The organism is Paludibacter propionicigenes WB4, assembly GCF_000183135.1.
Classification (GTDB): domain Bacteria; phylum Bacteroidota; class Bacteroidia; order Bacteroidales; family Paludibacteraceae; genus Paludibacter; species Paludibacter propionicigenes.
In genome coordinates, this window is the sequence record NC_014734.1 from 1,490,746 (window position 1) to 1,514,551 (window position 23,806).

A 23,806-nucleotide genomic window follows, 5' to 3' on the forward strand; every position below is an offset into this window, starting at 1 on the left:
CAGTACATTTTACTAGTTTTACGAAAAATATCTAAAAATATTTATCGTAACATTGTTGGTTTTTAAGGTTAATGTTTTATATTTGTTGTGCAATTGATCTTTGAATAATTTTAATATTTTCTTTAAAAAATGGAGATTCCCGAAAACCCACAACAGAGTAGGGAGCGTAAGCCGAAAAGCTAGAGAGTAGGCAAAAAAATAAAAAAAAAGAAGAATGAAATTTTTTACTAAACTCATGTCAGTTGTAATGGTGCTGACACTTTTTTCTGGTTGTGCTTCAATTGTAAGTAGAAGCAACTGGCCGCTGGCGGTGAATACTAATCCGAGTGGTGCAAAAGTAGAGATAACGGATAGAAAAGGGTACACCGTTTATAGCGGAACTTCGCCAATGATTGTAAAATTAAAATCAGGAGCTGGATTCTTTTCAAAACAATCTTACACCATCAAATTATCGCTCGAAGGCTATAACGAGAAAATCATTCCTGTTCAATGCGATTTAAATGGTTGGTATTTCGGGAATATAATTTTTGGTGGATTCATTGGGCTTTTAATCGTTGACCCTGCCACCGGCGCAATGTACCGACTTGACAGAGAATATATCAATGAAACTCTGACGAAATCTACGACTAACAATCAAGTCACACTAGAAATCAAAAACATTAATGATATTTCGAAAGAGGATAAAGCTCACCTAATTGCTATAAAATAGCAATCAAGTGAGCTGATTAAAATATCACGGTACGCTGCACTTTCGGATTCCGGTTCTATCAAAAAGCTATAAAGATTGACAGTGTGCTACATCGAACACTGAGACAAGGGAATTCGGGAGTGCAACGTACCGTTAGTTGGAGCAAAAAAGCATATTTCACTATCAGGCATAAATCTATAATACCAATAGTTTATGAATAGAAATAATGGTAATGACAAATTGAGATTCTTCGATATTGTTATTGTAGTGCTCTCAATATATGTTCTGTTTGCGCTTGTTATTGATAGCTTTTTTAAGTTGGCTCCTGAAGTCTCAAAACTGCTATATCTCATAGATGATTTAATCTGCGTTCTCTTTTTATACGACTTCTTTTATCGGTTTATAAAAGCTCCATCCAAATTAAAATTTATGAAATGGGGATGGATCGATTTGATTTCGAGCATTCCGACCTTTGAATATCTTCGGTATGGTAGGTTGATTCGTTTGATAAGACTATTTAGAATTTTGAGAGCATTCAGATCTGTAAAATATTTGACTTCACATATCTTCAAAACAAGAACTAGAGGTACGTTTTCTACTGTATCGCTAATATCATTCTTAATGCTCATTTTCGGTTCCATTTCTATACTACAAGTAGAAACAGTACCCGAGAGTAATATAAAAACAGCAGGAGATGCTATTTGGTGGTCGTTCGTTACCATCACTACTGTTGGTTACGGCGACAAATTTCCTGTCACAGGCGAGGGCAGAGTAATTGCTGCATTCTTAATGGTTACCGGGGTAACATTGTTTGGCACCTTTACAGGGTTTATTGCTGCATGGTTTATGGGAGATAAATCAAACAACAAACAGAGCTGATCCGCTACTGATAGTCTAATATCCTGAGCCAATAGTCCTCATATAAAATAACATGAATAACCCACTAACCCGTGGATTAGAAAAAACAACGGCTGAACTTCATTACTGAAATTCAGCCGTTGTGTATTTATTTTATCCGGATTATATAATCAACATGGCGTCGCCATATACTCCAAATCTGTATTCTTCTTTTACTGCAATTTCATAGGCTTTCATGATTAAATCATAATCGCCAAAAGCAGCCGTAAGCATTATCAGTGTAGAATATGGCAAATGGAAGTTTGTGATCATTGAATTAGCCACCGTGAAGTCGTACGGAGGGAAAATGAATTTATTTGTCCAGCCATCGTAAGGCTTAATTTTGCCTTCGGTGCCCACTACCGTTTCCAGCGCACGCATTACCGTCACACCCACAGCACAGATATTACGGTTGGCCAGTTGAGCTTCATTTACTTTCTTTACCGTCTCCACCGAAACAGACATTTGTTCCGAGTCCATTTTATGTTTAGTCAGATCTTCCACGTCTATTTCGCGGAAATTGCCCAAACTCATGTGCGATGTAACATAAGCAGAATCGATACCCTTAATCTCCATGCGTTTCAGCAGCTCACGACTAAAGTGCATACCTGCCGCCGGTGCCGAAACAGCACCTTCATTCTTTGCAAAAATGGTTTGAAAACGATCAGCATCTTCCGGCTCTACCTCGCGGGTAATGTTGCGTGGTAGGGGAGTTTCACCCAACGAATAAAGTCCTTTTTTGAACTCGTCGTGCGTACCGTCGAATAAGAAACGCAACGTACGTCCACGAGAGGTAGTATTATCAATTACTTCCGCCACGATAGAGTCGTCCTCGCCAAAATACAATTTATTTCCAATGCGGATTTTACGTGCAGGCTCTACCAGCACATCCCAAAGGCGCATTTCATGATTCAACTCGCGCAGCAAAAAAACCTCAATCTGAGCACCGGTTTTCTCTTTGTTACCGTACAAACGGGCCGGAAAAACCTTGGTATCGTTAAAGATGAACAAGTCGTTTTCGTTAAAGTATTCAAGTACATCTTTAAACGCTCTGTGTTCGATTTCTCCGGTTTTGCGATGCACTACCATTAAACGCGATTCGTCGCGATGCTTAGACGGATACTGAGCAATAAGCTCATCCGGCAACTTGAATTTAAACTTTGATAACTTCATATTTTATTGTTTATTTAAATGGCTTCAAAATTCTGTAGAGAATTCTAAAGTCATGTTTTTGTGAATTCTATTTTATCGTAATGGGTTATTTTCAATAAACTACCCATCAGTATATCTTATTCCATTTCGACAGCCCGGGCTTCTTTATCCAGAAACTCTACTAAATCATCAATCTGCCAGCAGTCGTTCAACTTAATGTCGCCAATCCGCGTTCTTTCCAATGCTGTTAAGTGTGCTCCACTGCCCAGCGCCAATCCAATGTCGCGCGCCAAAGCACGGATGTAGGTTCCTTTGCTGCATACCACCCTTATTTTGAGCACCGGCAGTGCAAAGTCCAGTATTTCAATCTCATCTATAACCAACAACTTGGGCTTTAGTTCAACCTCCTGCCCCTCACGGGCATAATCGTAGGCACGTTTGCCATCTACCTTCACAGCCGAATAAACAGGCGGCACCTGCCATATCTCGCCCAGAAACCGTGGAATTACTTCATCCACCAATGCGCGGGTGATATGCTCCGTAGGAAACGTAGCATCCACCGGTAATTCCAAATCGAACGAAGGTGTGGTGGCTCCCAGTTCCAGCGTTGCAATATATTCCTTAGTTTGATACTGAAAACTCTCGATTAGCTTTGTCGATTTTCCGGTACAAATTATCATCACTCCAGTAGCCAAAGGGTCGAGCGTTCCGGCATGTCCCACTTTGAGCTTTTTCATCTTCAGCGTTTTTTGTAGCTTCCACCGCACTTTACTCACCAGATTGAACGACGTCCACGTCAATGGTTTGGCTACATGCAACACTTCTCCTTCTACGAAATTCATCTTTATATTTTAATTGAGGTGTATGATAAAATCACCATTTTATTCGCTCCTCTGTATTATCAAAGAATATTCAAATCTACACCCAGAAACAGCAACACAAGGATGGCAACACCCACAATAATTCTATAATATCCAAACGCTTTGAAACCGTATTTGGTCAGGAAGCCAATGAAAAATTTAATGGCTATCATGGCTACCACAAAGGCTACCAGGTTACCAACCAACAACGTTACCAGATTTTCCGACAACATTGATTTTCCGGCCGGATCCATAAATAGTTTTAGTAATTTATAGCCCGAAGCAGCTGCCATGGTTGGTACTGCCAGGAAAAACGAAAATTCAGCTGCATTCTTGCGGGTTAGCTTGGTAGTCATACCACCCACAATGCTGGCCATAGAGCGAGACACCCCGGGAATCATTGCAATACATTGGAAAAATCCGACTTTAAGAGCACGTTTCCAATCCATTGTCTGGTCGTCATTCGGCTTATTGAACCATTTATCTACAAATAACATTAAGATTCCACCCAATACCAGCATAATAGCCACTACTTCAACGTTCTCCAGCAGCGAGTCTATTTTATCGCTAAACAGAAAACCCAATACCAATGCCGGAATAACCGCCACTATCAGCTTCCAGTAGAAATCCAATGATTGAAAAAAACGTTTCCAGTACAGCACCACTACCGACAGAATTGCTCCAAACTGTATATTGACCGTGAAAGCCTTTACAAATTCGGTACTCTCAATTGACAACAGCTTTTGAGCTATAATCATGTGACCTGTGGAGGATACAGGCAAAAACTCCGTTATTCCTTCTACGATAGCCAGAATAATCGTCTGAATTAAATTCATTCTTATTTTGTTTTTGGTTTGTAAAGTATAGCGAAAATAATAGATACAAAACCAAATAATGAAATCATAGGACCAACGGTAATACGACGGAAACTATAAATATCAGGATTAAATTCTTTTACGGTTGAAGAACCTGTCATCAAAACAAAGCCCAGTATAACTATTGCAAAACCAATTGCAATCAATATCATATTAATCTTACCCAGCGTGAAATGTTTGTCGTTTTCCATATTGTTTTTATATTAATGAGTTGAATAAACAAAGATTTTTTAAATTGAGAACATATCGTTCGTGCGCATCTTCAAATACCGCCCTACAGCGGCATAAGACGACAAGCCTGCAAGCATAACTCCCGATATTATCACGATAATACCAACAAAAATAAAGTTGAGATAGTTGGCAAAAAGTTCCGAAACTCCAAACTGGTATTGAACAAAATACACAATACCCGCTAATAGAAATATCGAAATAAATGAAGCTATCAGTCCGTTAATCATACTGCTGATCATGTAAGGTTTACGTATAAACCAGGGAGTAGCACCCACCAACTTCATCGTGTTAATCAAAAAGCGGTTTGAATATAACGATAACCGAATGGTATTGTTGATAAGCGCTACCGAAACAACAAGCAACACCAGAGCCAATCCCAATAAAATAAGACTTACCTTCTTCACATTATCGTTTACAAGACTCACCATATCTTTTTGATACACCACCCTGTTGATATGATCGAATGTCTTCAACTTCTGTTCAACAACCGACACACTGTCGTTATTGGCATACAGCGCGTGTAGTTTTACTTCCAATGAAGCTTTAAGCGGATTATAGCCCAAAAAGTCCTGTGGATTTTCGCCCAGACTGCTGATATGATCTTTCAGCGCATCTGCTTTCGAAATGTATTCAACCGTTTTAGCATAAGGAGATGCTTTCAAATAATCCTCTATCCGCTTCACTTCGGAACTACGAATTCCATCATCCAGAATAATCGATAAATTAATGTTCTCCTTCACATACGTGCTCATGTCCCGAGCCACAAAAAGAAGTAGAAAAACCAACCCAACTAAAAACAAAACCAGCGACATACTTATAGTCGACGTCAAATGTATCTTTAACGATCCCGGTTTGATTACCTTTGTTCTTTGTTTATTCATTTTTTATTCTGAGATTATTAAATTTAAACGTATCAGGCCTGCTGAGCTGTTTGTTTAGAGTTTTTCCACTGCAAGAAACCAAAACCTGCCAACCCTAATATCAACAAAATGGAAGATATAAGAGCAATTGTATTTCCAACACTGTATGACTTAGGTTCGAATCTGAATTCAATTTCATAGTTTCCGGCTTTGAGCGGCATTGCACGCAACAAATAATTGGCGCGGACATACGGCACCTGTTTACCGCCGATGTACGCATTCCAGCCTTTATCATAATAGATCTCGGAGAATACAGCCATCTGGTCTGTTTTTGAACTGAAACTATATTTCAACTGATTTGGTTCATATTTAGTCAACGCAATGTGAGCAGACGAATCAGCCGAAAGTTTGGCTGGCAGAACCGAAGCAAAAGATTTATCTACTACTGCTTCATTCTTTGTGTTTATCTCGCCCAGTATCTTCATTTCTTCATTAGCATCATTTGCCGTCCGTACTTTGCTTACAAACCACGCATTACCATTGGCATAAGGATTTACTAACGGAGCAGCTTCTTTGTTATAAATCAAATACTTCATGTTCAACATATTCAGAACATTCAGCGAATCGAGTGTACCTGAAAGCTGATCGGTGCTCTTGACGCGGCTAAAACTGGAGAATAACTGCGTCAACTCCTTAGTCAGATACATATTAATAAGTTCCTGATAACGACGAAGTTTTGCAGCATGATATCCACCAATATTCTTGTGGAAATATGAAGGTGATGCATTCTGGAAAACATCAACTGTAGCATCCAACATTCTAAACTGTGATTTATCTTCGAGAATAATTTTATCTGCAGTAGATGGTTGAATAAGATTTTCTATACGACGCGGACGTTGGAAATTATCATTGTTCAAATAACGCTTGGCAACGGGTACCATATCTGCTAACACTAAAACCGCGAAAAGAACATAAGCCAATTTTGCTTTCAAATAGTTTTTAGCATAAAGCCAGATTAAACCGGCTGACAATAATACAAAAGCCAAAGAACGAAGCGCATCTGAACGAAGTAAAGCAGCACGATCCAACGGTAAGGTTTCTCTCAAAAATGCATTGTTGCCCTGATATTGAGCATCGGCAGGCGAAATAAAGCTTCCCGACAGCGAAGGAATCAACGCAAATATCAAAGCAATACCTCCCACAATACCGGCACTAATCAATACCGGTTTGATTAATTTTTGTTTGTCGGTTTTTTCAGCAAAAACTTCTTTCAATGCCAATATCGCCAACAACGTAATTCCAAAACCTGCAGCAACGAGCGTCATCGAAACTGTTCTGAATTTATTGTAGAGCGGCACATAGTTGATGAACAAATCGGTAAGCCACATAAAGTTTTTACCCCACGAAAGCATCAATGTCAATGCTATCATCGGAAGCAACCACCATTTGGTACGTTTATCTACAATGAACAAGCTCAACACAAACAGAAAACATACGATTGCTCCGATATATACCGGTCCGGATGTTCCGGGTTGATCTCCCCAATAAAGCGGAAACTGATTTTCCTTCATTATTTTTGCTACATCGGGGGCACCCAGTTCAGTTAGTTTCTTACCGGTTTCACTGTCTGCTGTCAGTGTGCCGCCACTGGCTCCACCCTTAAAGTCGGGGATCAGGAGAGTCATTGTTTCATCAATGCCGTAACTCCATTGAGTTATGTAATCTTTATTCAGACCATGTTGCGAGCTTTGAGCATCAACCGTTAAGCCGTTTGAATCGCCGCGCATGGTGGCTTTACTGTAATCGTATGTGGTCAACAAAGCTGTTGCATTCATCCCAACGCCTATCGCCGCAGCTGCAAGCAACACTCCGCACGATTTTAAAAACTTAGTGATTTCTTTTTCTTTCAGGCTGTAGATAAACTCAGCAATGGCCAAGAATATCAATATGATAACGGTGTAATATAAAATCTGAACGTGATTTGCCCTGACAGCCAATCCCAGAAAAATAGCCGTCAGAATTCCTCCCAACAGCAATTTACGTCTGAAGGTCATAAACACACTACCAATCAGCGGAGCCATATAAGCTATGGTGATAGCCTTGGAATTGTGCCCTACCGCCACGATTATAAAGTTATACGATGCAAATGCAAAAGCTATGGCACCCACTATGGCCAACCAGGGGTTTACACGAAACGCAAGCAACAGGATATAAAATCCTATAAGATAAAGCATCAAATAATAAACCGTATTTGGAAAAACACGAATTACATCGTCCACAAACTTCAGTATATTGTTTGGCTGCGACATCGCAATCTGATAAGTTGGCATTCCTCCAAACATAGAGTTGGTCCAAAGTGCCACATCGCTGTGGGTAGCATTGTAATCAACTGACTCTTTTGCCATGCAAGCCCAACTTTCAGTATCATGACCGATTAGTTGTTTTCCTTCGATAACAGGCGTGAAATACAAGAAAGAAATGCAGACAAATACAAGAAAAGCAGCAATGTGCGGAGCGAATTTAGTAAGAACTGTTTTATTCATGATGATGCGCTTGGTTTGCGATAAGCAGTTTTGGGGAAAAATCGTACAAAAGTACATCAATTTTTCACAATTGATATTCCATAAGCGGTTAAAAATTGTTGAAATGACTAAAGTAATAATATTAGAGCTAAAACAGGGGGTTATTTGGTCATTTTTAATTGAAAAATTGCCGCTACACTTAATTTATAAATTGGCAATATGCTGAAAAATCAGTACTTTTGTCGAACAAAACGATAGTAAAAGAGTTTCATTGACATGGATAAAGAACAAATACAACATATACGGGCTGATTTTCCTATTTTAACAGAAAAAATCTACGGAAAGGAGTTGATTTATTTTGATAACGGTGCCACCACCCAAAAACCACGATGCGTAGTTGAAAAGATGGAAAACGGGTACTACCATTTAAATGCCAATATACACCGAGGCGTACATTATCTGAGCCAAAAAGCAACTGAAGCCCACGAAGCTGCACGAGTTACTGTGGCTGAATTTCTACACGCCGGCAAACACGAAGAAATCATTTTTACACGCGGCACCACCGAAGCCATTAATTTGGTAGCTACGTCGTTTGGTGAAGCATTTTGTAACGCTGGTGACGAAATAATAGTGTCGGTCATGGAGCACCATTCCAACATTGTTCCCTGGCAAATGCTCTGCGAGCGAAAAGGTTTGAAGCTTAAAGTGATACCCATGAACGAATGCGGCGAGCTGAACATTGAAGCGTTCAAAGCATTGCTTAACGAACGAACAAAAATTGTGTCGGTAGCTCACGTTTCAAATGTATTGGGCACTATCAATCCCGTCAAAGAAATCATCCGCATCGCTCACGAAAAAAATGTTCCGGTTCTTATAGACGGTGCTCAAGCCGTTCCGCACATTCCGGTAAATGTAGTGGAGCTCGACGCTGATTTCTACGTATTTTCTGCTCATAAAATTTACGGACCTACCGGCATTGGTGTTCTTTACGGAAAGTCCGACCTGCTGAATGCAATTCCACCTTACCAAGGCGGCGGCGAAATGATAGCAACTGTTTCTTTTGAGAAAACCACCTACAACGAACTTCCGTTTAAATTTGAAGCCGGAACTCCGGACTATATTGGTTCTACGGCTTTGGCTGAAGCTATCAGGTATGTTGATAATATTGGCTTAGATAAAATTGCCGAACACGAACATGAGCTGCTCACCTACGGCACAAAACGCTTGTTGGAAATAGACGGAATGCGAATTATCGGAACGGCAAAGGATAAAAGTTCGGTTATTTCATTTCTGGTAGGCAACATTCACCCATACGACATTGGCATGTTACTGGATAAACTCGGAATTGCAGTTCGTACCGGTCACCACTGCGCGCAACCTCTTATCGATTCGCTCGAAATTCCGGGAACGGTGCGGGCGTCATTTGCGTTCTACAATACAAAAGAAGAAATTGACACATTCGTAGAGGCGCTGAAACGCGTGGTTACCATGTTAAGCTGAAATAAGCACGACTGCAACATTAACTGATTCAGAATTACAAATTTTTTAAATGGAAATATGACTATCAACGAATTACAAGAAAGCATTATAGACGAATTCAGCATATTTGACGACTGGATGGATAAATACGCATTGCTCATTGACTTAGGAAACCTACTCGAGCCCCTTGATGAAAAACAAAAAACACAACAAAACATTATTGTTGGTTGCCAGAGCAGGGTTTGGCTGAATGCAGAGTTTAAAGATGGTATAGTTACTTATCAGGGCGAAAGTGATGCTGTATTGGTCAAAGGAATTGTATCGTTGTTGATTAAAGTACTTTCGGGACATACGCCCGATGAGATTTTGGAAACCGACCTCTATTTTATCGATGAGATAGGACTGAAAGAACACCTCTCTCCTACCCGCTCCAACGGATTGGTGGCTATGGTGAAACAAATGAAAATGTATGCGCTGGCTTTTAAATCGGTTACTAGCAGTAAGTAAAACATACTTTAAGCAGAAAAATACACAGGCAGAATTTCATATAGAAATTCTGCCTGTGTTATAATATTACAATTCCGGAGTCGGATCGGGAATAATCTTCTTCGGAGTTTTTACCTTTCCTTCGTTTTTGGCAATAAAATCTTTCCACCCTGAATACGCTTTTTCCGAAGTTGGTTTTCCCAACTGTAAAAAATGACAGTATGCCGCGGCCAATCCATCAGTTGCATCCAGCTGCGGAAGCATGCTCTCCTGAGGGATTTTCAAATAGCGCCTCAACATATCGGCAACTTGCTCTTTGGAAGCACTACCACTACCCGTAATAGCCATTTTAATTTTCAGCGGAGCATACTCAGTTATCGGAACATCGCGATACAATGCTGCCGACATGGCAACGCCCTGAGCACGACCAAGCTTAAGCATAGACTGCACATTCTTTCCGAAAAATGGAGCCTCGATAGCTAAATGATCCGGATGAAATTCATCTATCAAGGACAACGTGCGGGCAAAAACCCGCTGCAGTTTCAGGTAATGATTGGAGTATTTCTTCAGATCTAAAACGCCCATGGCCAGCATCTCGGTTTTATTCCCCGAAACCTTCAGTATGCCGTACCCCATGATGGTTGTTCCGGGATCAATGCCTAATATAATGTGTTCTTTAATCATTTATAATTTTCATAGAGGTATAAGAAACTGAGGCAGAAATCAGTTATGATCTATCAAATCCAAAACCGTAGTAAAGAAAACAACTTCGGAGCCAAACTGTCGGCTACATTCTTCTTTGAACTCAGCACTAAATTCCTGATTCCACAATTTCAAAGTTCGCATATCTTCCACCCGAAACTGAACAGAAAATGATGTTCCTTCCTGCTCGGCGCTGGTAATAACTCTTGCCAACTGCGGCTGCGTGAAATAATTGGAATTGAGCATAAAAGGGATATGTTGCTCACGAACCCACGTAAGCCAAGGAGCGCGGACCTTATCCGACACAAGATATGTTATGTTGAAAATTAGCATAGAATTGGCATTATTGTTAGTAAAATTGTAAACAAAAGTACGCATAATTTCGAAAACTTCCTTATCTTTGCCCTGCAATTTAAAATCAAGCCGGGGGTTTAGCTCATCTGGCTAGAGCGCGACACTGGCAGTGTCGAGGTGACCGGTTCGAGTCCGGTAATCTCCACTTGATTCAAAGAAAAAGGCTTATCGATAAATCGGTAAGCCTTACTTTTTTATGTTTACTTAGGTGTTCAACTACAACACTAATTCAACGAACAATTTTTCGATGGTCTGATCCAGATTATCCGAGAATCCGGAATGCGGACGCGAGGTTTGAATACACGAACTACGCACCGCGGTGAGCCAACGGAACCGTTCGGGGATATCAAACTGCGCTATTACTCCCGCTTCTTTTTTTCCATTGCAAATGCTTTCGAACGATTTTAAGGCTTCCTGCAACAAATCCATATCCAGCTCGGTAGAAAACGCTCCCAGTCGGTCAGCATTTAAACTGTACATCATCCGAATGTATTTTGCCTTTTTGGAAAACAAAATAATCCCCACGTTGATAAACTCTTCGCGCTCCACCCTCGGCAAAACACGAATAACGGCGTATTCAAATAAGTGCTTTCCTTGCATTGAGTGCTTCGTTTAAAAAGTTTTCTGAATGATTTAGTCTTTCGCTAAGGAATTGGTAATACACTTCTCTTATCGAATCAGGAGTTTCACCATCTTCCGTCCAGTTAGCCCAGGTATCGGGAATCATATTCGTTATTTCGCGTAGAACATCGTTCGTGAGAATTTGCTTACATTCAGCATTTACTTCCTCCAGTTGGTCGGCAAAAGGCAACAGAACATGATCTTTGATAAGCGGGAACGGCGTGAGCGCCTGCTTCATGTGATTGGTCCATGAGTGGTGAAAATACAGTGTCGCGCCGTGGTCGATAAGCCATAATTCTTTGTGCCACATCAATAGATTTGTATTCTTGACCGTCCGGTCGACGTTGGTCAGGAAAGCATCCATCCAAACTATGAGCGATGCAGTTCGTCCGTCTATTTTGGTGGTAACAGGATCATAAGTAAGCGCTCCCGACAGAAAGTGCAAACCCAGGTTCAGTCCCTGACTTCCTTGCAGCAAGTCCTGAATTTCTTCGTCGCCCTCGGTTTGCCCGAAAGCTTTGTCCAGTTCTACAAAAACCAGTTCGGGGATGCGTAACTTCAGCAACTTGGCAATCGTGCCGCCAATCAGCTCGGATATCAACATTTTGGTGCCATGCCCCGATCCACGAAACTTGACAACATATTTGAAGTCGTCATCAGCTTCGGCCAATGCCGGCAGCGAACCTCCTTCGCGCAAAGGAGTGATATAGCGGGTTACATTTACGGTACGTAGGGTCATTAGATTATCTATTATATTTTACCCCAAACCCCTAAAGGGGCTTAGAATTACTTTTTATGTTATATACAGGCTTCACGGCTATTCAACACTTTCTTTGTCCCAAAGGGACTAAATGTGAATAACCTCCGGTGAAGCCGGAGGATTTTGAAGCTTCATGCTATTTACAGCCCCGAAGGGGTTGAATATCAATCAAGGGAAGAAATTCTCATTTATTTCCACTTCATGTTCGATCAACAATTTTCTTAGTTCTTCTTCAAAAGTAGTTGTTTTATGATGTTCCCGTTGATTCTTGATGTAATTTATAATTGTTTCCTTATCACCATAAGCATACGAAAATGCTGCATAACCATCTGCCCAACCATAAAATTCAGGAAACTTTCCACTTTCTTTGATCCAAATTGAAGAAGCTGTTTTTATATCTCGTAGATAATCAGCCAAAGCAATAGATGGATGTAAATCGGATAAAATATGAATGTGATCTTCCATTCCATTTATTCGATAAAGTTTACCGTTTTTGCCTTTGATTACTCCCCAGATATATTTATAGAGTTCCTCGCTATTTTCGAGATTTAGTGTTTTTATACTGTCTTTTGTCCGAAAAACAATGTGATATAGAATTTGACGGTAGCTTGACATAACATGTTCAGTATTTTGTGATATTCAACCCCTTCGGGGCTGCAAGGTTGTTTACATTTGTATCCGTGGGCTTCACCCACGGTTATTCACATTTACTTCCTTCGGGAGATAGCTGACTATCGTATCTTTTATCTCTTAAACAACACCCTGAACGCCTCTTCCACTTTCTTTACCTGTATCAGTTCGATATTGAGCTTGTTGAGGTTGAGACTTTTCAGGTTGTATTCGGGGATAATCATTTTTTTGAATCCAAGCTTTTCGGCTTCGAGTATGCGCTGTTCTATGCGGTTGATGGGGCGAATTTCACCTGAAAGTCCTACTTCACCGGCCACACATACGTGCTTTTCGATAGCTATATCCACGTTGGACGACAAGATGGCCGATATAACCGCCAGGTCAATGGCCGGGTCGTTTACTTTTATGCCACCGGCAATGTTGAGAAACACATCCTTTTGGGCAATTTTGAATCCGGCGCGCTTTTCGAGCACGGCCAGCAACATGTTCAGTCGGCGCAGATCAAAGCCAGTGCTCGAGCGTTGAGGGGTGCCGTAAGCCGCTGAGCTGACCAACGCCTGCGTTTCTATCAGGAAAGGACGGACGCCTTCAATAGCCGAAGCAATGGCTACGCCGCTTAATCCCTCGTGGTTTTGCGAAAGCAGCAGTTCCGACGGATTGCTTACTTCGCGCAAACCGCTTTGCTGCATTTCGAAAATACCGAGTTCGGACGTACTTCCAAAGCGGTTTTTGATGGAACGCAGGATGCGGTACATATAATGCTGGTCGCCTTCGAACTGGAGCACCGTGTCCACGATATGCTCCAACACTTTCGGACCGGCAATGCTGCCTTCTTTGTTGATATGACCGATGAGCAACACCGGAATGGAAGTTGTTTTACTGAATTTGAGAAGATGAGCCGCACACTCCCGCACCTGCGACACAGACCCGGGCGACGACTCTATCATTTCGGTAGAAATAGTCTGAATGGAATCGACAATAAGCACATCGGGCTGAATGTTTTGAACATGTACAAAGATTTGTTCGAGCGAAGTTTCGCTGACAATGTAGCAGTCGGGATTCTCAAACTTCAGGCGCTCGGCACGGAGTTTCAGCTGTTTTACGCTTTCCTCGCCGGACACGTAGAGTGTACGTTTTCCTTTCATATTGAGCACCACCTGTAGCACCAGCGTAGACTTGCCGATACCCGGCTCGCCACCAATCAGCACCAGCGAGCCCGGAACCAATCCGCCGCCCAACACCCGATTCAACTCGTTGCAACTGGTATCGAAACGGCTCTCTTCCGAGGTTTCCACTTCTGTAATCAGAATAGGTTTTTGTTTGGTAATTTCGAGTCCGCCCATCACTACTTTGGGCGTATTGTCTTTACTGACTACTTCTTCTACATAGGTGTTCCACTCGCCACACGATGGACATTTGCCTATCCATTTCGGCGAATCGACGCCACAATTTTGACAAACATATACAGATTTAGTTTTGGCCATTTTACTTAGTTAATTGGGGTTGGTAATTGGTTTGTTAGTTTATTTGAGGCAGGTTATTCGTTCTGTCTGCTAATGTCAGGATTTTTTTTGTAAAATCAGCCATAAACAAAGGGATATTGATTAAATTACCATCTTGTTTCAGATTTTTCAATGAATAACGAATTCTATATTTTGGTTGAAATTGTTTTTCGTAAAAGCTCAAACTTTTACCTGTCACATTTTCGTCTGCTTTTACTTCAATTGGTATTATATCATTTTGGTATTGAATTAGAAAATCAACTTCTGCTTGATTGCCTGAAGTCCAATAGTGTGGAGTTTCTTCAAACTGCATTATCAGGCTCTGTAATATGAAATTTTCGGTCAATGCACCTTTAAATTCAACAAACAATCGATTACCTTCTCGTATGGCAATGGGATCTAATGCCGACAATCTTCGTAAAAGTCCCACATCAGAAAGATATACTTTAAATGCCGACAAATCACCGTATGCCGAAAGTGGAAGCGCTGGCTTTTTGCATGAGTAAACCCGGTAAATCAATCCCGCCTGTGCTAACCATAACAGTGCATCTTCGTATTCTCGTGCTCTTGCTCCTTGCTTTACAGTCTGATACACGAATTTTTTATTCTCGCGCGCCAATTGAGATGGAACGGAGTTCCAGACGTGCGTCAATTTAGGAATCAAATGATTTTCAGTATGTTTCGAAAAGTCGAGTTGATATGCATTTAGAATGTTGCTCAGAATTCGTTGGGTTTGCTCAACGTCCTGATTCTCGAGCAAAGCAACTACAGCTTCGGGCATTCCACCTGAAATATAATACATTTTAAACTTATCTACCAATTGATTGAAAAATAGATCCGGAATTTGATCGAAATTATCTTTTAAAGAAAGATATTCGAGCAACTGGAGATCTGATGCTCCTAGAAATTCGGAGAAAGAAACCGGATACACGTTTAAAAAATCGACTTTGCCAACTGGGAAAGACGCACCACGATTGAGAGCCACGCCCAACAATGAACCTGCGCAAACCAAAACGTATTGCGGTGCATTTTCGTTGAAATACTTCAAGCTGTTTAAAGCGTCATTGCATTCCTGAATTTCGTCGAAAATGATCAGTGTTTTTTCAGGAAGAATCGGTTTGCCATTCACAAATGAAAGATTCTGAAGCAAACGGTTGACATCTTTTGTTTGCGCGAAAAATTGCTTCAATTCGGTTTTTTCATCAAAATTGAAATAAGCAGTATTTTCAAAGTATTCTTTTCCAAATTGTTTTAACGCCCAAGTTTTACCAACCTGACGCGCACCCTGCAAGATAAGAGGTTTTCGGTTCTTTGAATCCCGCCATTTAATCAGTTTTGAAAGTATATTCCTCTTTATAACCATTTTTCTTTTCCTTAGAATAAAAATTCAACAGCAAAGATAATCAAGTTTTTTCAGAAAATGACACCAAAATCACATATTTTGTGCCGAAAATGTGATTTTATACACATAATTGGCACTAAAAGTGTGATGATTATGGTCTGTTTAAAAGTTAATGATACCATTAACCTCGAATAGAAACAAGTTCCTGCAATGTCGCGTAATGACGGTCACAAATTTAAATCTCTTTCTTGCGCCAGTTTCCTTTCATCAAATACCAATAACCAAGTCCTCCGATAATTATCCAATAGACAAACTCCGACATCCACACTACCGCTACATGGCTTGGGTGAACAATTGCCGTATAATATACGTATCCGAGATAAAAGAACAGTGTCAGAAATTCGATGGCAAAAGCCGTACGCGTGTTGCCAGTGCCCGAGACGCCGTTGAAAACAATATTACCCACTGCACAAAAAATCATGGCTACCGACACTACCCGCATGACCGGAACACAGGCTTTGATAAGGCTTGCATCGTCGGTATAAATTCGGGCAAAAAGTTCCGGAAAACTAAACGTAAGAATGAGCAAGGGCACCACCAGCAAAACAGCAATACCCACAATGCGCCGTATGAAAGGAACCACTTCTTCTTTTCGCCCGGCTCCTATCAGGTTACTCACCAATGTATTTACCGTAGTAGACAAGGCCGAACCCGGAATCATAAGCAGTATGTATAAACTTCGTCCGATATTAGTCACCGCCAGCGGACGTTCACCCATCCGTTCGATAAATATAAAGAACATGAACCACGTGGATATGGAAATGAAGTACTGAAACATAATGAAAATGGACAAATCCAGAATGGACAAAATGGTTTTGAGCTCCACTTTTTTAAATGCAAAAAGTCCGTAAAGTTTCATATCCGTACGATAGATAGTGTGCCAAACCAGGTAAAGCAACGTGACCACTTCGGCAATAACCGAAGAAATACCGGCTCCCTCAATACCCAGACGTGGAAAACCAAAGTTGCCGAAAATCAGTAAATAATCGAAGATAATGTTGGTTATGGCCATGAGCACGGCCGATATGGTGAGCACACGTGTCTGCGTTATCCCTACATACAATCCGCGAAAAATCACATTGATAAATGAAAAGAAAAAACCATACACCCGCCAGTCCAGGTAAGCAATGGAGGCTTTGTATACGTGCTCCGAACTGACAAGAAACTTCATGATATGAGGAATGCCTACTACCGACAGCCCGAATATCAGAATACTTATCAAAAAATTAAAGAGTAACCCGTTGTTGAAAATAGGCCCTATCTGCGAGAAGTTTTTCTCGCCGTTTCGTCGGCCTATGAGTATCTGCGCACCCTGACTGAACCCAAAACCGACCATGTAAATAGCAAAGTAAAATACTCCGCCAATGGCCGAAGCACCCAACTCCACCTCGCCTACACGCCCCAGAAAAGCCGTATTGGTTACGTTGATAATATTCTGAGCAACGAGTGTCAGGAAAATAGGATAGGTAATTTTAAATATATTTTTATTGGAAGTTATGTCCATTTCTTCTATTAGCTTTATTTTTATGCAAAGGTAGGGAAAAACTTATATCCTTTGAAACATTTCTACACCGGACGCAGACAAAGAGTTAAATAAACAAACCAACACAGTAAGCTCTTCGCCCGAAAGATTGGTATTCCTTAAATTGGTATTATATTTGCTTATCGTTAATGAAATTTTAAACCACACTATCATATGAAGAAGTATTTTGTAGTCATAGCCATTACCTCCCTGCTTTTTGTCACATTACTGGTTGCTCAGAAATCAACAATTCCGCTCGAAAAACGTTGGAAAACAGTGCAGGAGCTTGCTGACAAGCAGCTACCCGAGTCGGCGCTGAAAGAAGTGGAAAGCATATTAGCTCAAGCACAGAAAGAGAAAAAGTCTGCCGATGTGATTAAAGCCATGATCTATAAAATGAGCTTTACACTGGATAAAAATCCCGATGAGACTTCAGCCCTGATAAAAGATTTTGAGTCGTTTACAGAAAAAAGCAGCGATCCCGCCGAAAAGGCTTTGCTCCACTCAATGACGGCAGAGCTTTACGCACTCATTTACCAGCGAGACCAGTGGACTATCAACCAACGTACCGAACTGAAAGGCACTGTGCCCGATGATATAAAAGAATGGACCAAGAATATATACTTTGATAAAATCAGTAAACATCTTTCGGCATCGCTCGATAATACTGCTGTTTTACAGAAAACAGATGCGGATAAATTCATAACCTTACTCCAAAAAGGCGATGACAGCAAAACCCTGCAACCAACCCTGTTCGATTTTTTAGGAAGCAGAAAAATCCATATTTTACAGCAAATATCGGCAGCCTGCTCACTGAAAAATCCACTGAGTGATACCTCGCTTTTTGCCGACATCAAAACTTTCACGTCACTCCCACTCGACTCGACTTACCGTGGCTCGACAGAAAATCAGGTGCTCGAAACATATCAGCAATTGCTTGCCTACAACAAGCAAACCAACAATATTCCTGCATTGCTGTACACCGACTTGCAAAGACTGAATTATATTAATCAAGAGAAAGAATCAGGCGATGATAATGACTCACTTTATATTCATGCGCTCAAACAGCTTGAAGCACAGTTTTCGGACAACGAAGCAGTGGTGGAAGTACTAGCCGAAAAAGCATCGTATTATCAAAATCGCCCACAGACTGCGAATCATTTGAAGACTGCTTATGAAATTTGCGAGCAGGGAATAAAACGATTCAAAAAGTATAAACGCATCAATTTATTAAAGAATATTCAATCTCAAATCACCCAAAAACAACTGGACATATTCTATCCGGTGATAGCACGACCTGCATCAACCTTTAAACTGAAAGTTCAAAGCGCCAATATTCAAACACTTCAATTGCAGGTATTCAAAATCAATGCTACAGCCGAACAGTACTTTAAATACAAACATAATAATCGAAATCAGAAAGTAATATACCCGGACAACACGCTGTTGGAAACACGGAATATAGAGGTAAAACCAAATACAAACTTTGAAAATCAAACAACTCCGATAGAATTCAAAACCGGCGATTTTGGAATTTATGAATTTCGGGTGCGTGAAAATAATGACTCAAGTGTTTCCGAAAGAACCTTGGGTGCATTTACCGTGACTAACCTAAGCTATATGAACCGAATCACCGAGCCCAATCTCGGCAACCTGTATGTGCTGGACAGACAAACCGGCCACCCTCAGGAACAGGTGAACGTGACGGTTTATAAAAACAAATGGGCACGCAACGAATATCAGCTAAATCTCATTAAACAGCTTGCAACGGATAAAACCGGGCTGTGCCAATACCCGTTTACGTCTAACGATGCCAACAATGTGTTTTTCTTTTCGAAAGGGAAAGATCAGTATTTTAGTTCTGAATCCTACTCGTATTTTAATCAGCATGATGCACGCAACAATGAATCGATGAAATTGAACTTGTTTACCGATCGTTCGCTGTATCGTCCCGGGCAAACAGTTTATTTTAAAGGAATAGCTTATCAAGCTGATAAAACAAACCAAAAAGTTGCAAATGAAGGCATCGCCTATGAAGTCACCCTGTTCGATGCCAACAATCAAAAAGTAACGGCAAAAAGCTTTAAAACAAACAGGTTCGGTTCATTTGCAGGCGAATTCGTGTTACCGCAGGGCGGACTGAACGGTGCTTACAGAATTCAATCCGGCACTTATTCTCAGGTTTTTTGGGTGGAAGAATACAAGCGTCCTACTTTCGAAGTAAAAATAGACAAACCCAAAAACGAAGTGAGTTTTGGCAATAAAGTAGCTTTGTCGGGAAGCGTAAAAGCCTACGCGGGCTATGCGGTTGGCGACGCAAAAGTGAAATACCGGATTATTCGCCGACCTCATCGTTACTGTTGGTGGTTCGAGGAACCCGATAAAGAAATTATTAACGGAACAACCGTATCAAAACCGGATGGAACCTTTGAAGTATCGTTTGTCCCCGAAAAATCGGACAAGGCAGAACTGAATGTGCGTGGACAATTCTACACTTACACCGTATATGCCGATGCTACCGACCTGAAAGGAGAAACACAAAAAGGAGAGCAGTCAGTATCGGTTGGCGACAAAGCCTTGTTTATTCTGGCTGAAGTTGATGATAAAATAGACAAGAAACAAGCCTGCAATATAGCTATTCATACTGAAACTGTAAATGGAGAGGCTGTACGCTCAAACATTAAATATACTGTGTCGCGCCTAGCCGAAACCACAGAATACAACGAAGAAATAACCAATAAAGCAATAGAACCGGAGGAAATCTACAACTTCAAAGTGCAGGAAGAAGTCCTTGCAGGCAACTTTGATACGGATAGTAAAAAATTACAGCTGGCTTTAGGCAAACTGGCTTCCGGACGGTATAAGATTCAATTTCAAACCACCGATGCTTACGGAAAACAAGTGACTACGGAGAAGATATTTATTCTTTATAGTCAGGATGATAAACGCCCGCCAGTAAAAACTTATGTCTGGCTACAGTCTCCGGTAACTGAATGTGCTGTAGGCGAATCAGCCACTATTCTGTTTGGTACCTCTACTCAAAACTCCATGATTTTGTATGAAGTAATGCAGGGAAACACTGTGCTGGAAAGTAAATGGATACCCTTCTCCGACGAAATCAGAAAGTTTAATATTCTTTACAAGGAAAGCTACGGAGCCGGTGTAACGGTGATGCTTACTTTTATGAAAAATGAGCAACTGTTTACTCGTTCGGTAACACTGACCAAAAAAGTGGCAGAAAGGAAGCTAACACCTGCATTAAGTGTATTCCGTAATAAACTACAGCCTGGCGAAAAAGCCGAATGGACAATTACAGTTCCGGAAACAGAGAAGAATAAAAATGTGGCTGAATTGATGGTTAGCATGTATGATGCTTCTTTAAATGCCATTCGCCCCCATACCTGGTTTTTCAACCCAACGAACCGTGAGCAGGTTGCTTTCTCTCCCAACTGGACATCAAACGGGAATAATTTCATGTCAGATAATGCTTTGTTTCTTATCCCTTATAAAACCATAAAAGAAATTCAATTGAACCAGCTGAATTGGTTTGGACTCGATGTTGCTATCCGCAATGGAATGAGGAATAGGAATCTATTTATCAGAGGATTAAATTCTAGGCGCGCAGGCAAGTTTACTGCACCTGTTATAAAAAAAGATGAAGAGATAAAAAGCCAAGATCTTCTTATGGATGCAAAAGTATCGATTTCTATCGCGGATGTCAAGGGCAATGATGAAGCGAATGGAAAAGATATTGCCGATGTAAGACAGGCAGTTACCCAAGAAGTAGAAGAAAAACCATTTTTTATGAAAGGGCCAAAGTTGAAAGAAAACAACACAGAAAGAAATCTTGTACAACTCCGCACCAACTTCAACGAAACTGCATTCTTCTATCCTCAACTACAAACCGATGCACAAGGAAATGTAAAGTTCACTTTCACGGCTCCCGAAAGTTTGACGCGCTGGGACGTGAAGATGTTAGCGCACACTGCTGATTTGTATTTCGGACAAGGCGAAGCACAAGTCGTTACGCAGAAGGATTTGATGGTACAAATGAATTTACCGCGCTTTGTTCGTCGGTCCGACAAACTAATATTAAGTGCCAATGTAGTCAATTTGACAGACAAAACTCTGACAGCCAACGTTAGCTTTGAATTGATTGACACCGCTACCGATAAACCCATAAAACTGAAAGACGCTGCACCTAAAGCAGTAACACTGGCGGCAAACGAAACTAAAGCGGTTCAATGGGAACTGACGGAATTTTCGCCCTACGAACTGGTAACCTGCAAGGTGATAGCACGCGCAGGCAACTTCAGCGATGGTGAGCAAAAATACCTGCCCGTATTGCCCGACAAGGTATTGATAACAGAAAGTTTGCCATTGACTATTCGGGGTAATGAAACCCGCACGTTCAATTTTGAAAGTCTTATAAAAAACAGTACTAAGGTAGACAGCAAAAATCTGTCAGTTGAGTTTTCGTCCTATCCGGCCTGGTATGCGGTACAAGCACTGCCTACCGTATCCGAACCACAAAGCGAAAATGCGTTGGATTATTTTACTGCTTATTACGCCAATTCGCTGGCGGGGTTTATTGCCAACTCCAATCCTAAAATTGCAGCTACTTTTGAACAGTGGCGAAAAGCAGGAGGAAGCCGCGAAGCACTACTTTCCAATCTGGAAAAGAACAGCGAACTGAAAAACATGTTGCTTGAGGAAACGCCTTGGGTAGTAGCTGCCAAAGATGAAACGGAACAGAAGCGGCAAATCGCCTTACTGTTCGACCTGAATATGCAGAAAAATCAGGCGAAACAATATATCGACAAGGTGATTTCCCTACAACAACCTTCGGGAGCATTTACATGGTTTAAAGGTATGCCCGATAGCCGTTATATCACCCAGGAAATCTTATTGAACTGGGCACGATTGGCAAAAATGACTAAGTCCGATATACTTACTGATTATCTCTCGTCGCTTACTGCTGCGTTGCATTATCTGGACTTAGAGATTGCCCGCGAATTTGCAAATCTCAGGAAGAATAATAAAAACTATGAGAAAGAAATGTCGGTAGATAATATGCAACTCTTCTATCTGCATCTCCGGTCGGAATATCCAACCATCCCGATTGATCAATCGGCACAGGAAGCTGTGAAGTTCTATACGGCCCAGTCCGAAAAATACTGGACAAATTTCACGCTTTACGGCAAAGCCATGATGGCACTGGTTGCCAACCGAAACGGGAAAACACTGTTGGCAAACAGTATTCTGAAATCGCTGAAAGAAAATGCGTTGAAAACCGATGAATTTGGTATGTACTGGGCTAAAAACACTTCCGGATATTTCTGGAACGAGCGACCGATAGCCGTGCAAGCTGCCATTATAGAAGCATTTTCCGAAATATCAAATAATACAGCAGATATCGATGAAATGAAAATCTGGCTGCTAAAACAAAAACAAACGCAACGTTGGGACTCTCCAATGTCAACGGTAAATGCCATTTATGCATTGCTGAACAGAGGAAATAATTGGTTAGCTAATGAAGGTTCGGTTCAGATAAAAATAGGAAATACGCTACTTCAACCAACCAGTACCGAAGCCGGAACAGGCTATTTTAAAGAAACTATACCGGTTGCTAATATTCGTCCTGAAACAGGCAAAATAACAATTTCCAACATTGAGAGGGTGACTCAAAGTCACCCCCTCAATAAGAGTTCCAATAATACTTCTATTGGCTGGGGTGCCATGTACTGGCAGTTTTATCAGGATCTGGATAAAGTAGAAGGACAAAGCGGTGCGCTAAAAGTCGGCAAAAAACTTTTTGTTGAAAAAATGGCTCCGACCGGAAAAACCCTGTTGCCAATTGAACAAACCACGCTATCGAAAGGTGACAAAGTCATTACCCGATTGGTAGTGAGTACAGACAGAAACCTGGAATTTGTTGCACTGAAAGACTTGCAGGCATCCTGCTTCGAACCGGTTAATCAACTTTCGGGTAGCCAATGGAAAGAAGGAATTTGCTATTATCAAACTACCAAAGACGCATCCACGCAATTTTTCTTCGCTTATCTACCCAAAGGCACTTACGTGTTCGAATACGAATTATGGGTAAATGCTTCGGGAGAATATACCAGTGGAATTACATCAATTCAGTGTCAGTATGCACCGGAGTTTGTTAGTCACACTGGAGGTGAAAGAATAACCGTGAGATAATATAGTTGCATAGCGACAAAAGAAAATGTTCCGTAAACGATTTGTTTACGGAACAT

The 23,806-nt window shown here is 41.0% G+C and carries 19 protein-coding genes and 1 tRNA gene; 6 read left to right on the forward strand and 14 right to left on the reverse strand.

Annotated features, from left to right (window positions below):
* The first annotated feature begins 214 nt into the window (after window positions 1-214).
* Window positions 215-709: a peptidase associated/transthyretin-like domain-containing protein gene (locus PALPR_RS06175; protein ID WP_013444755.1), complete on the forward strand. Its 495-nt coding sequence runs from the start codon at window positions 215-217 to the stop codon at window positions 707-709.
* A 192-nt stretch (window positions 710-901) separates the two neighbouring features.
* Window positions 902-1,567: an ion transporter gene (locus PALPR_RS06180; protein WP_013444756.1), complete on the forward strand. Its 666-nt coding sequence runs from the start codon at window positions 902-904 to the stop codon at window positions 1,565-1,567.
* A 141-nt stretch (window positions 1,568-1,708) separates the two neighbouring features.
* Here PALPR_RS06180 and queA read toward each other — a convergent pair whose 3' ends face one another.
* The 6 genes from queA to PALPR_RS06210 form a co-directional block, all read right to left on the reverse strand.
* Entirely contained in the window at window positions 1,709-2,758 is a 1,050-nt protein-coding gene (gene queA, locus PALPR_RS06185; protein ID WP_013444757.1) for a tRNA preQ1(34) S-adenosylmethionine ribosyltransferase-isomerase QueA, read from the reverse strand.
* 116 nt (window positions 2,759-2,874) lie between these two features.
* Window positions 2,875-3,579, reverse strand: coding sequence for a tRNA pseudouridine(55) synthase TruB (gene truB, locus PALPR_RS06190; protein ID WP_013444758.1), 705 nt, complete (start codon window positions 3,577-3,579; stop codon window positions 2,875-2,877).
* 59 nt (window positions 3,580-3,638) lie between these two features.
* Window positions 3,639-4,433 carry an undecaprenyl-diphosphate phosphatase gene (locus PALPR_RS06195; RefSeq protein ID WP_013444759.1) on the reverse strand — a complete coding sequence of 265 codons (795 nt, stop codon included), beginning with the start codon at window positions 4,431-4,433 and terminating at the stop codon, window positions 3,639-3,641.
* Window positions 4,434-4,435: 2 nt separating this feature from the next.
* A complete protein-coding gene (locus tag PALPR_RS06200) occupies window positions 4,436-4,663 on the reverse strand; it encodes a DUF3098 domain-containing protein (protein ID WP_013444760.1) in 228 nt (75 codons plus the stop codon).
* A 39-nt stretch (window positions 4,664-4,702) separates the two neighbouring features.
* A complete protein-coding gene (locus PALPR_RS06205) occupies window positions 4,703-5,584 on the reverse strand; it encodes a cell division protein FtsX (RefSeq protein WP_013444761.1) in 882 nt (293 codons plus the stop codon).
* A 32-nt stretch (window positions 5,585-5,616) separates the two neighbouring features.
* A complete protein-coding gene (locus PALPR_RS06210; protein ID WP_013444762.1) occupies window positions 5,617-8,106 on the reverse strand; it encodes a YfhO family protein in 2,490 nt (829 codons plus the stop codon).
* Window positions 8,107-8,361: 255 nt separating this feature from the next.
* Between PALPR_RS06210 and PALPR_RS06220 the strand changes: the two genes are divergently transcribed.
* Both PALPR_RS06220 and PALPR_RS06225 read left to right on the forward strand, forming a co-directional pair.
* Window positions 8,362-9,585, forward strand: a complete 1,224-nt coding sequence (locus tag PALPR_RS06220; RefSeq protein WP_013444763.1) for an aminotransferase class V-fold PLP-dependent enzyme — start codon at window positions 8,362-8,364, stop codon at window positions 9,583-9,585.
* Between the two features lie 57 nt (window positions 9,586-9,642).
* Window positions 9,643-10,071 carry a SufE family protein gene (locus tag PALPR_RS06225; RefSeq protein ID WP_013444764.1) on the forward strand — a complete coding sequence of 143 codons (429 nt, stop codon included), beginning with the start codon at window positions 9,643-9,645 and terminating at the stop codon, window positions 10,069-10,071.
* A gap of 66 nt (window positions 10,072-10,137) precedes the next feature.
* On the opposite strand, the gene ruvC is transcribed toward PALPR_RS06225, so the two are convergent.
* Entirely contained in the window at window positions 10,138-10,734 is a 597-nt protein-coding gene (ruvC, locus tag PALPR_RS06230; protein ID WP_013444765.1) for a crossover junction endodeoxyribonuclease RuvC, read from the reverse strand.
* 39 nt (window positions 10,735-10,773) lie between these two features.
* The gene (locus tag PALPR_RS15665; protein ID WP_013444766.1) at window positions 10,774-11,085 is read right to left on the reverse strand and encodes a DUF4286 family protein; all 312 of its coding nucleotides are present in this window, start codon (window positions 11,083-11,085) and stop codon (window positions 10,774-10,776) included.
* Window positions 11,086-11,177: 92 nt separating this feature from the next.
* Between PALPR_RS15665 and PALPR_RS06240 the strand changes: the two genes are divergently transcribed.
* Window positions 11,178-11,251, forward strand: a tRNA-Ala gene (locus PALPR_RS06240).
* A gap of 71 nt (window positions 11,252-11,322) precedes the next feature.
* Here the strand turns inward: PALPR_RS06240 and PALPR_RS06245 are convergent.
* The 6 genes from PALPR_RS06245 to PALPR_RS06270 form a co-directional block, all read right to left on the reverse strand.
* Window positions 11,323-11,706: a DUF3037 domain-containing protein gene (locus PALPR_RS06245; RefSeq protein WP_013444767.1), complete on the reverse strand. Its 384-nt coding sequence runs from the start codon at window positions 11,704-11,706 to the stop codon at window positions 11,323-11,325.
* A complete protein-coding gene (locus PALPR_RS06250; RefSeq protein WP_013444768.1) occupies window positions 11,684-12,466 on the reverse strand; it encodes a HipA family kinase in 783 nt (260 codons plus the stop codon). The genes PALPR_RS06245 and PALPR_RS06250 overlap by 23 nt, the downstream gene beginning before the upstream one ends.
* 189 nt (window positions 12,467-12,655) lie before the next feature.
* On the reverse strand, window positions 12,656-13,102 hold the full coding sequence (gene tnpA, locus PALPR_RS06255; RefSeq protein ID WP_013444769.1) for an IS200/IS605 family transposase: 447 nt from the start codon (window positions 13,100-13,102) through the stop codon (window positions 12,656-12,658).
* 128 nt (window positions 13,103-13,230) lie between these two features.
* On the reverse strand, window positions 13,231-14,601 hold the full coding sequence (gene radA, locus PALPR_RS06260) for a DNA repair protein RadA (RefSeq protein ID WP_013444770.1): 1,371 nt from the start codon (window positions 14,599-14,601) through the stop codon (window positions 13,231-13,233).
* Between the two features lie 34 nt (window positions 14,602-14,635).
* Entirely contained in the window at window positions 14,636-15,982 is a 1,347-nt protein-coding gene (locus tag PALPR_RS06265) for an ATP-binding protein (protein ID WP_013444771.1), read from the reverse strand.
* 214 nt (window positions 15,983-16,196) lie between these two features.
* Window positions 16,197-17,525 carry an MATE family efflux transporter gene (locus PALPR_RS06270; RefSeq protein ID WP_013444772.1) on the reverse strand — a complete coding sequence of 443 codons (1,329 nt, stop codon included), beginning with the start codon at window positions 17,523-17,525 and terminating at the stop codon, window positions 16,197-16,199.
* Between the two features lie 192 nt (window positions 17,526-17,717).
* Between PALPR_RS06270 and PALPR_RS06275 the strand changes: the two genes are divergently transcribed.
* On the forward strand, window positions 17,718-23,750 hold the full coding sequence (locus PALPR_RS06275) for an alpha-2-macroglobulin family protein (protein ID WP_013444773.1): 6,033 nt from the start codon (window positions 17,718-17,720) through the stop codon (window positions 23,748-23,750).
* Window positions 23,751-23,806: the final 56 nt, after the last annotated feature.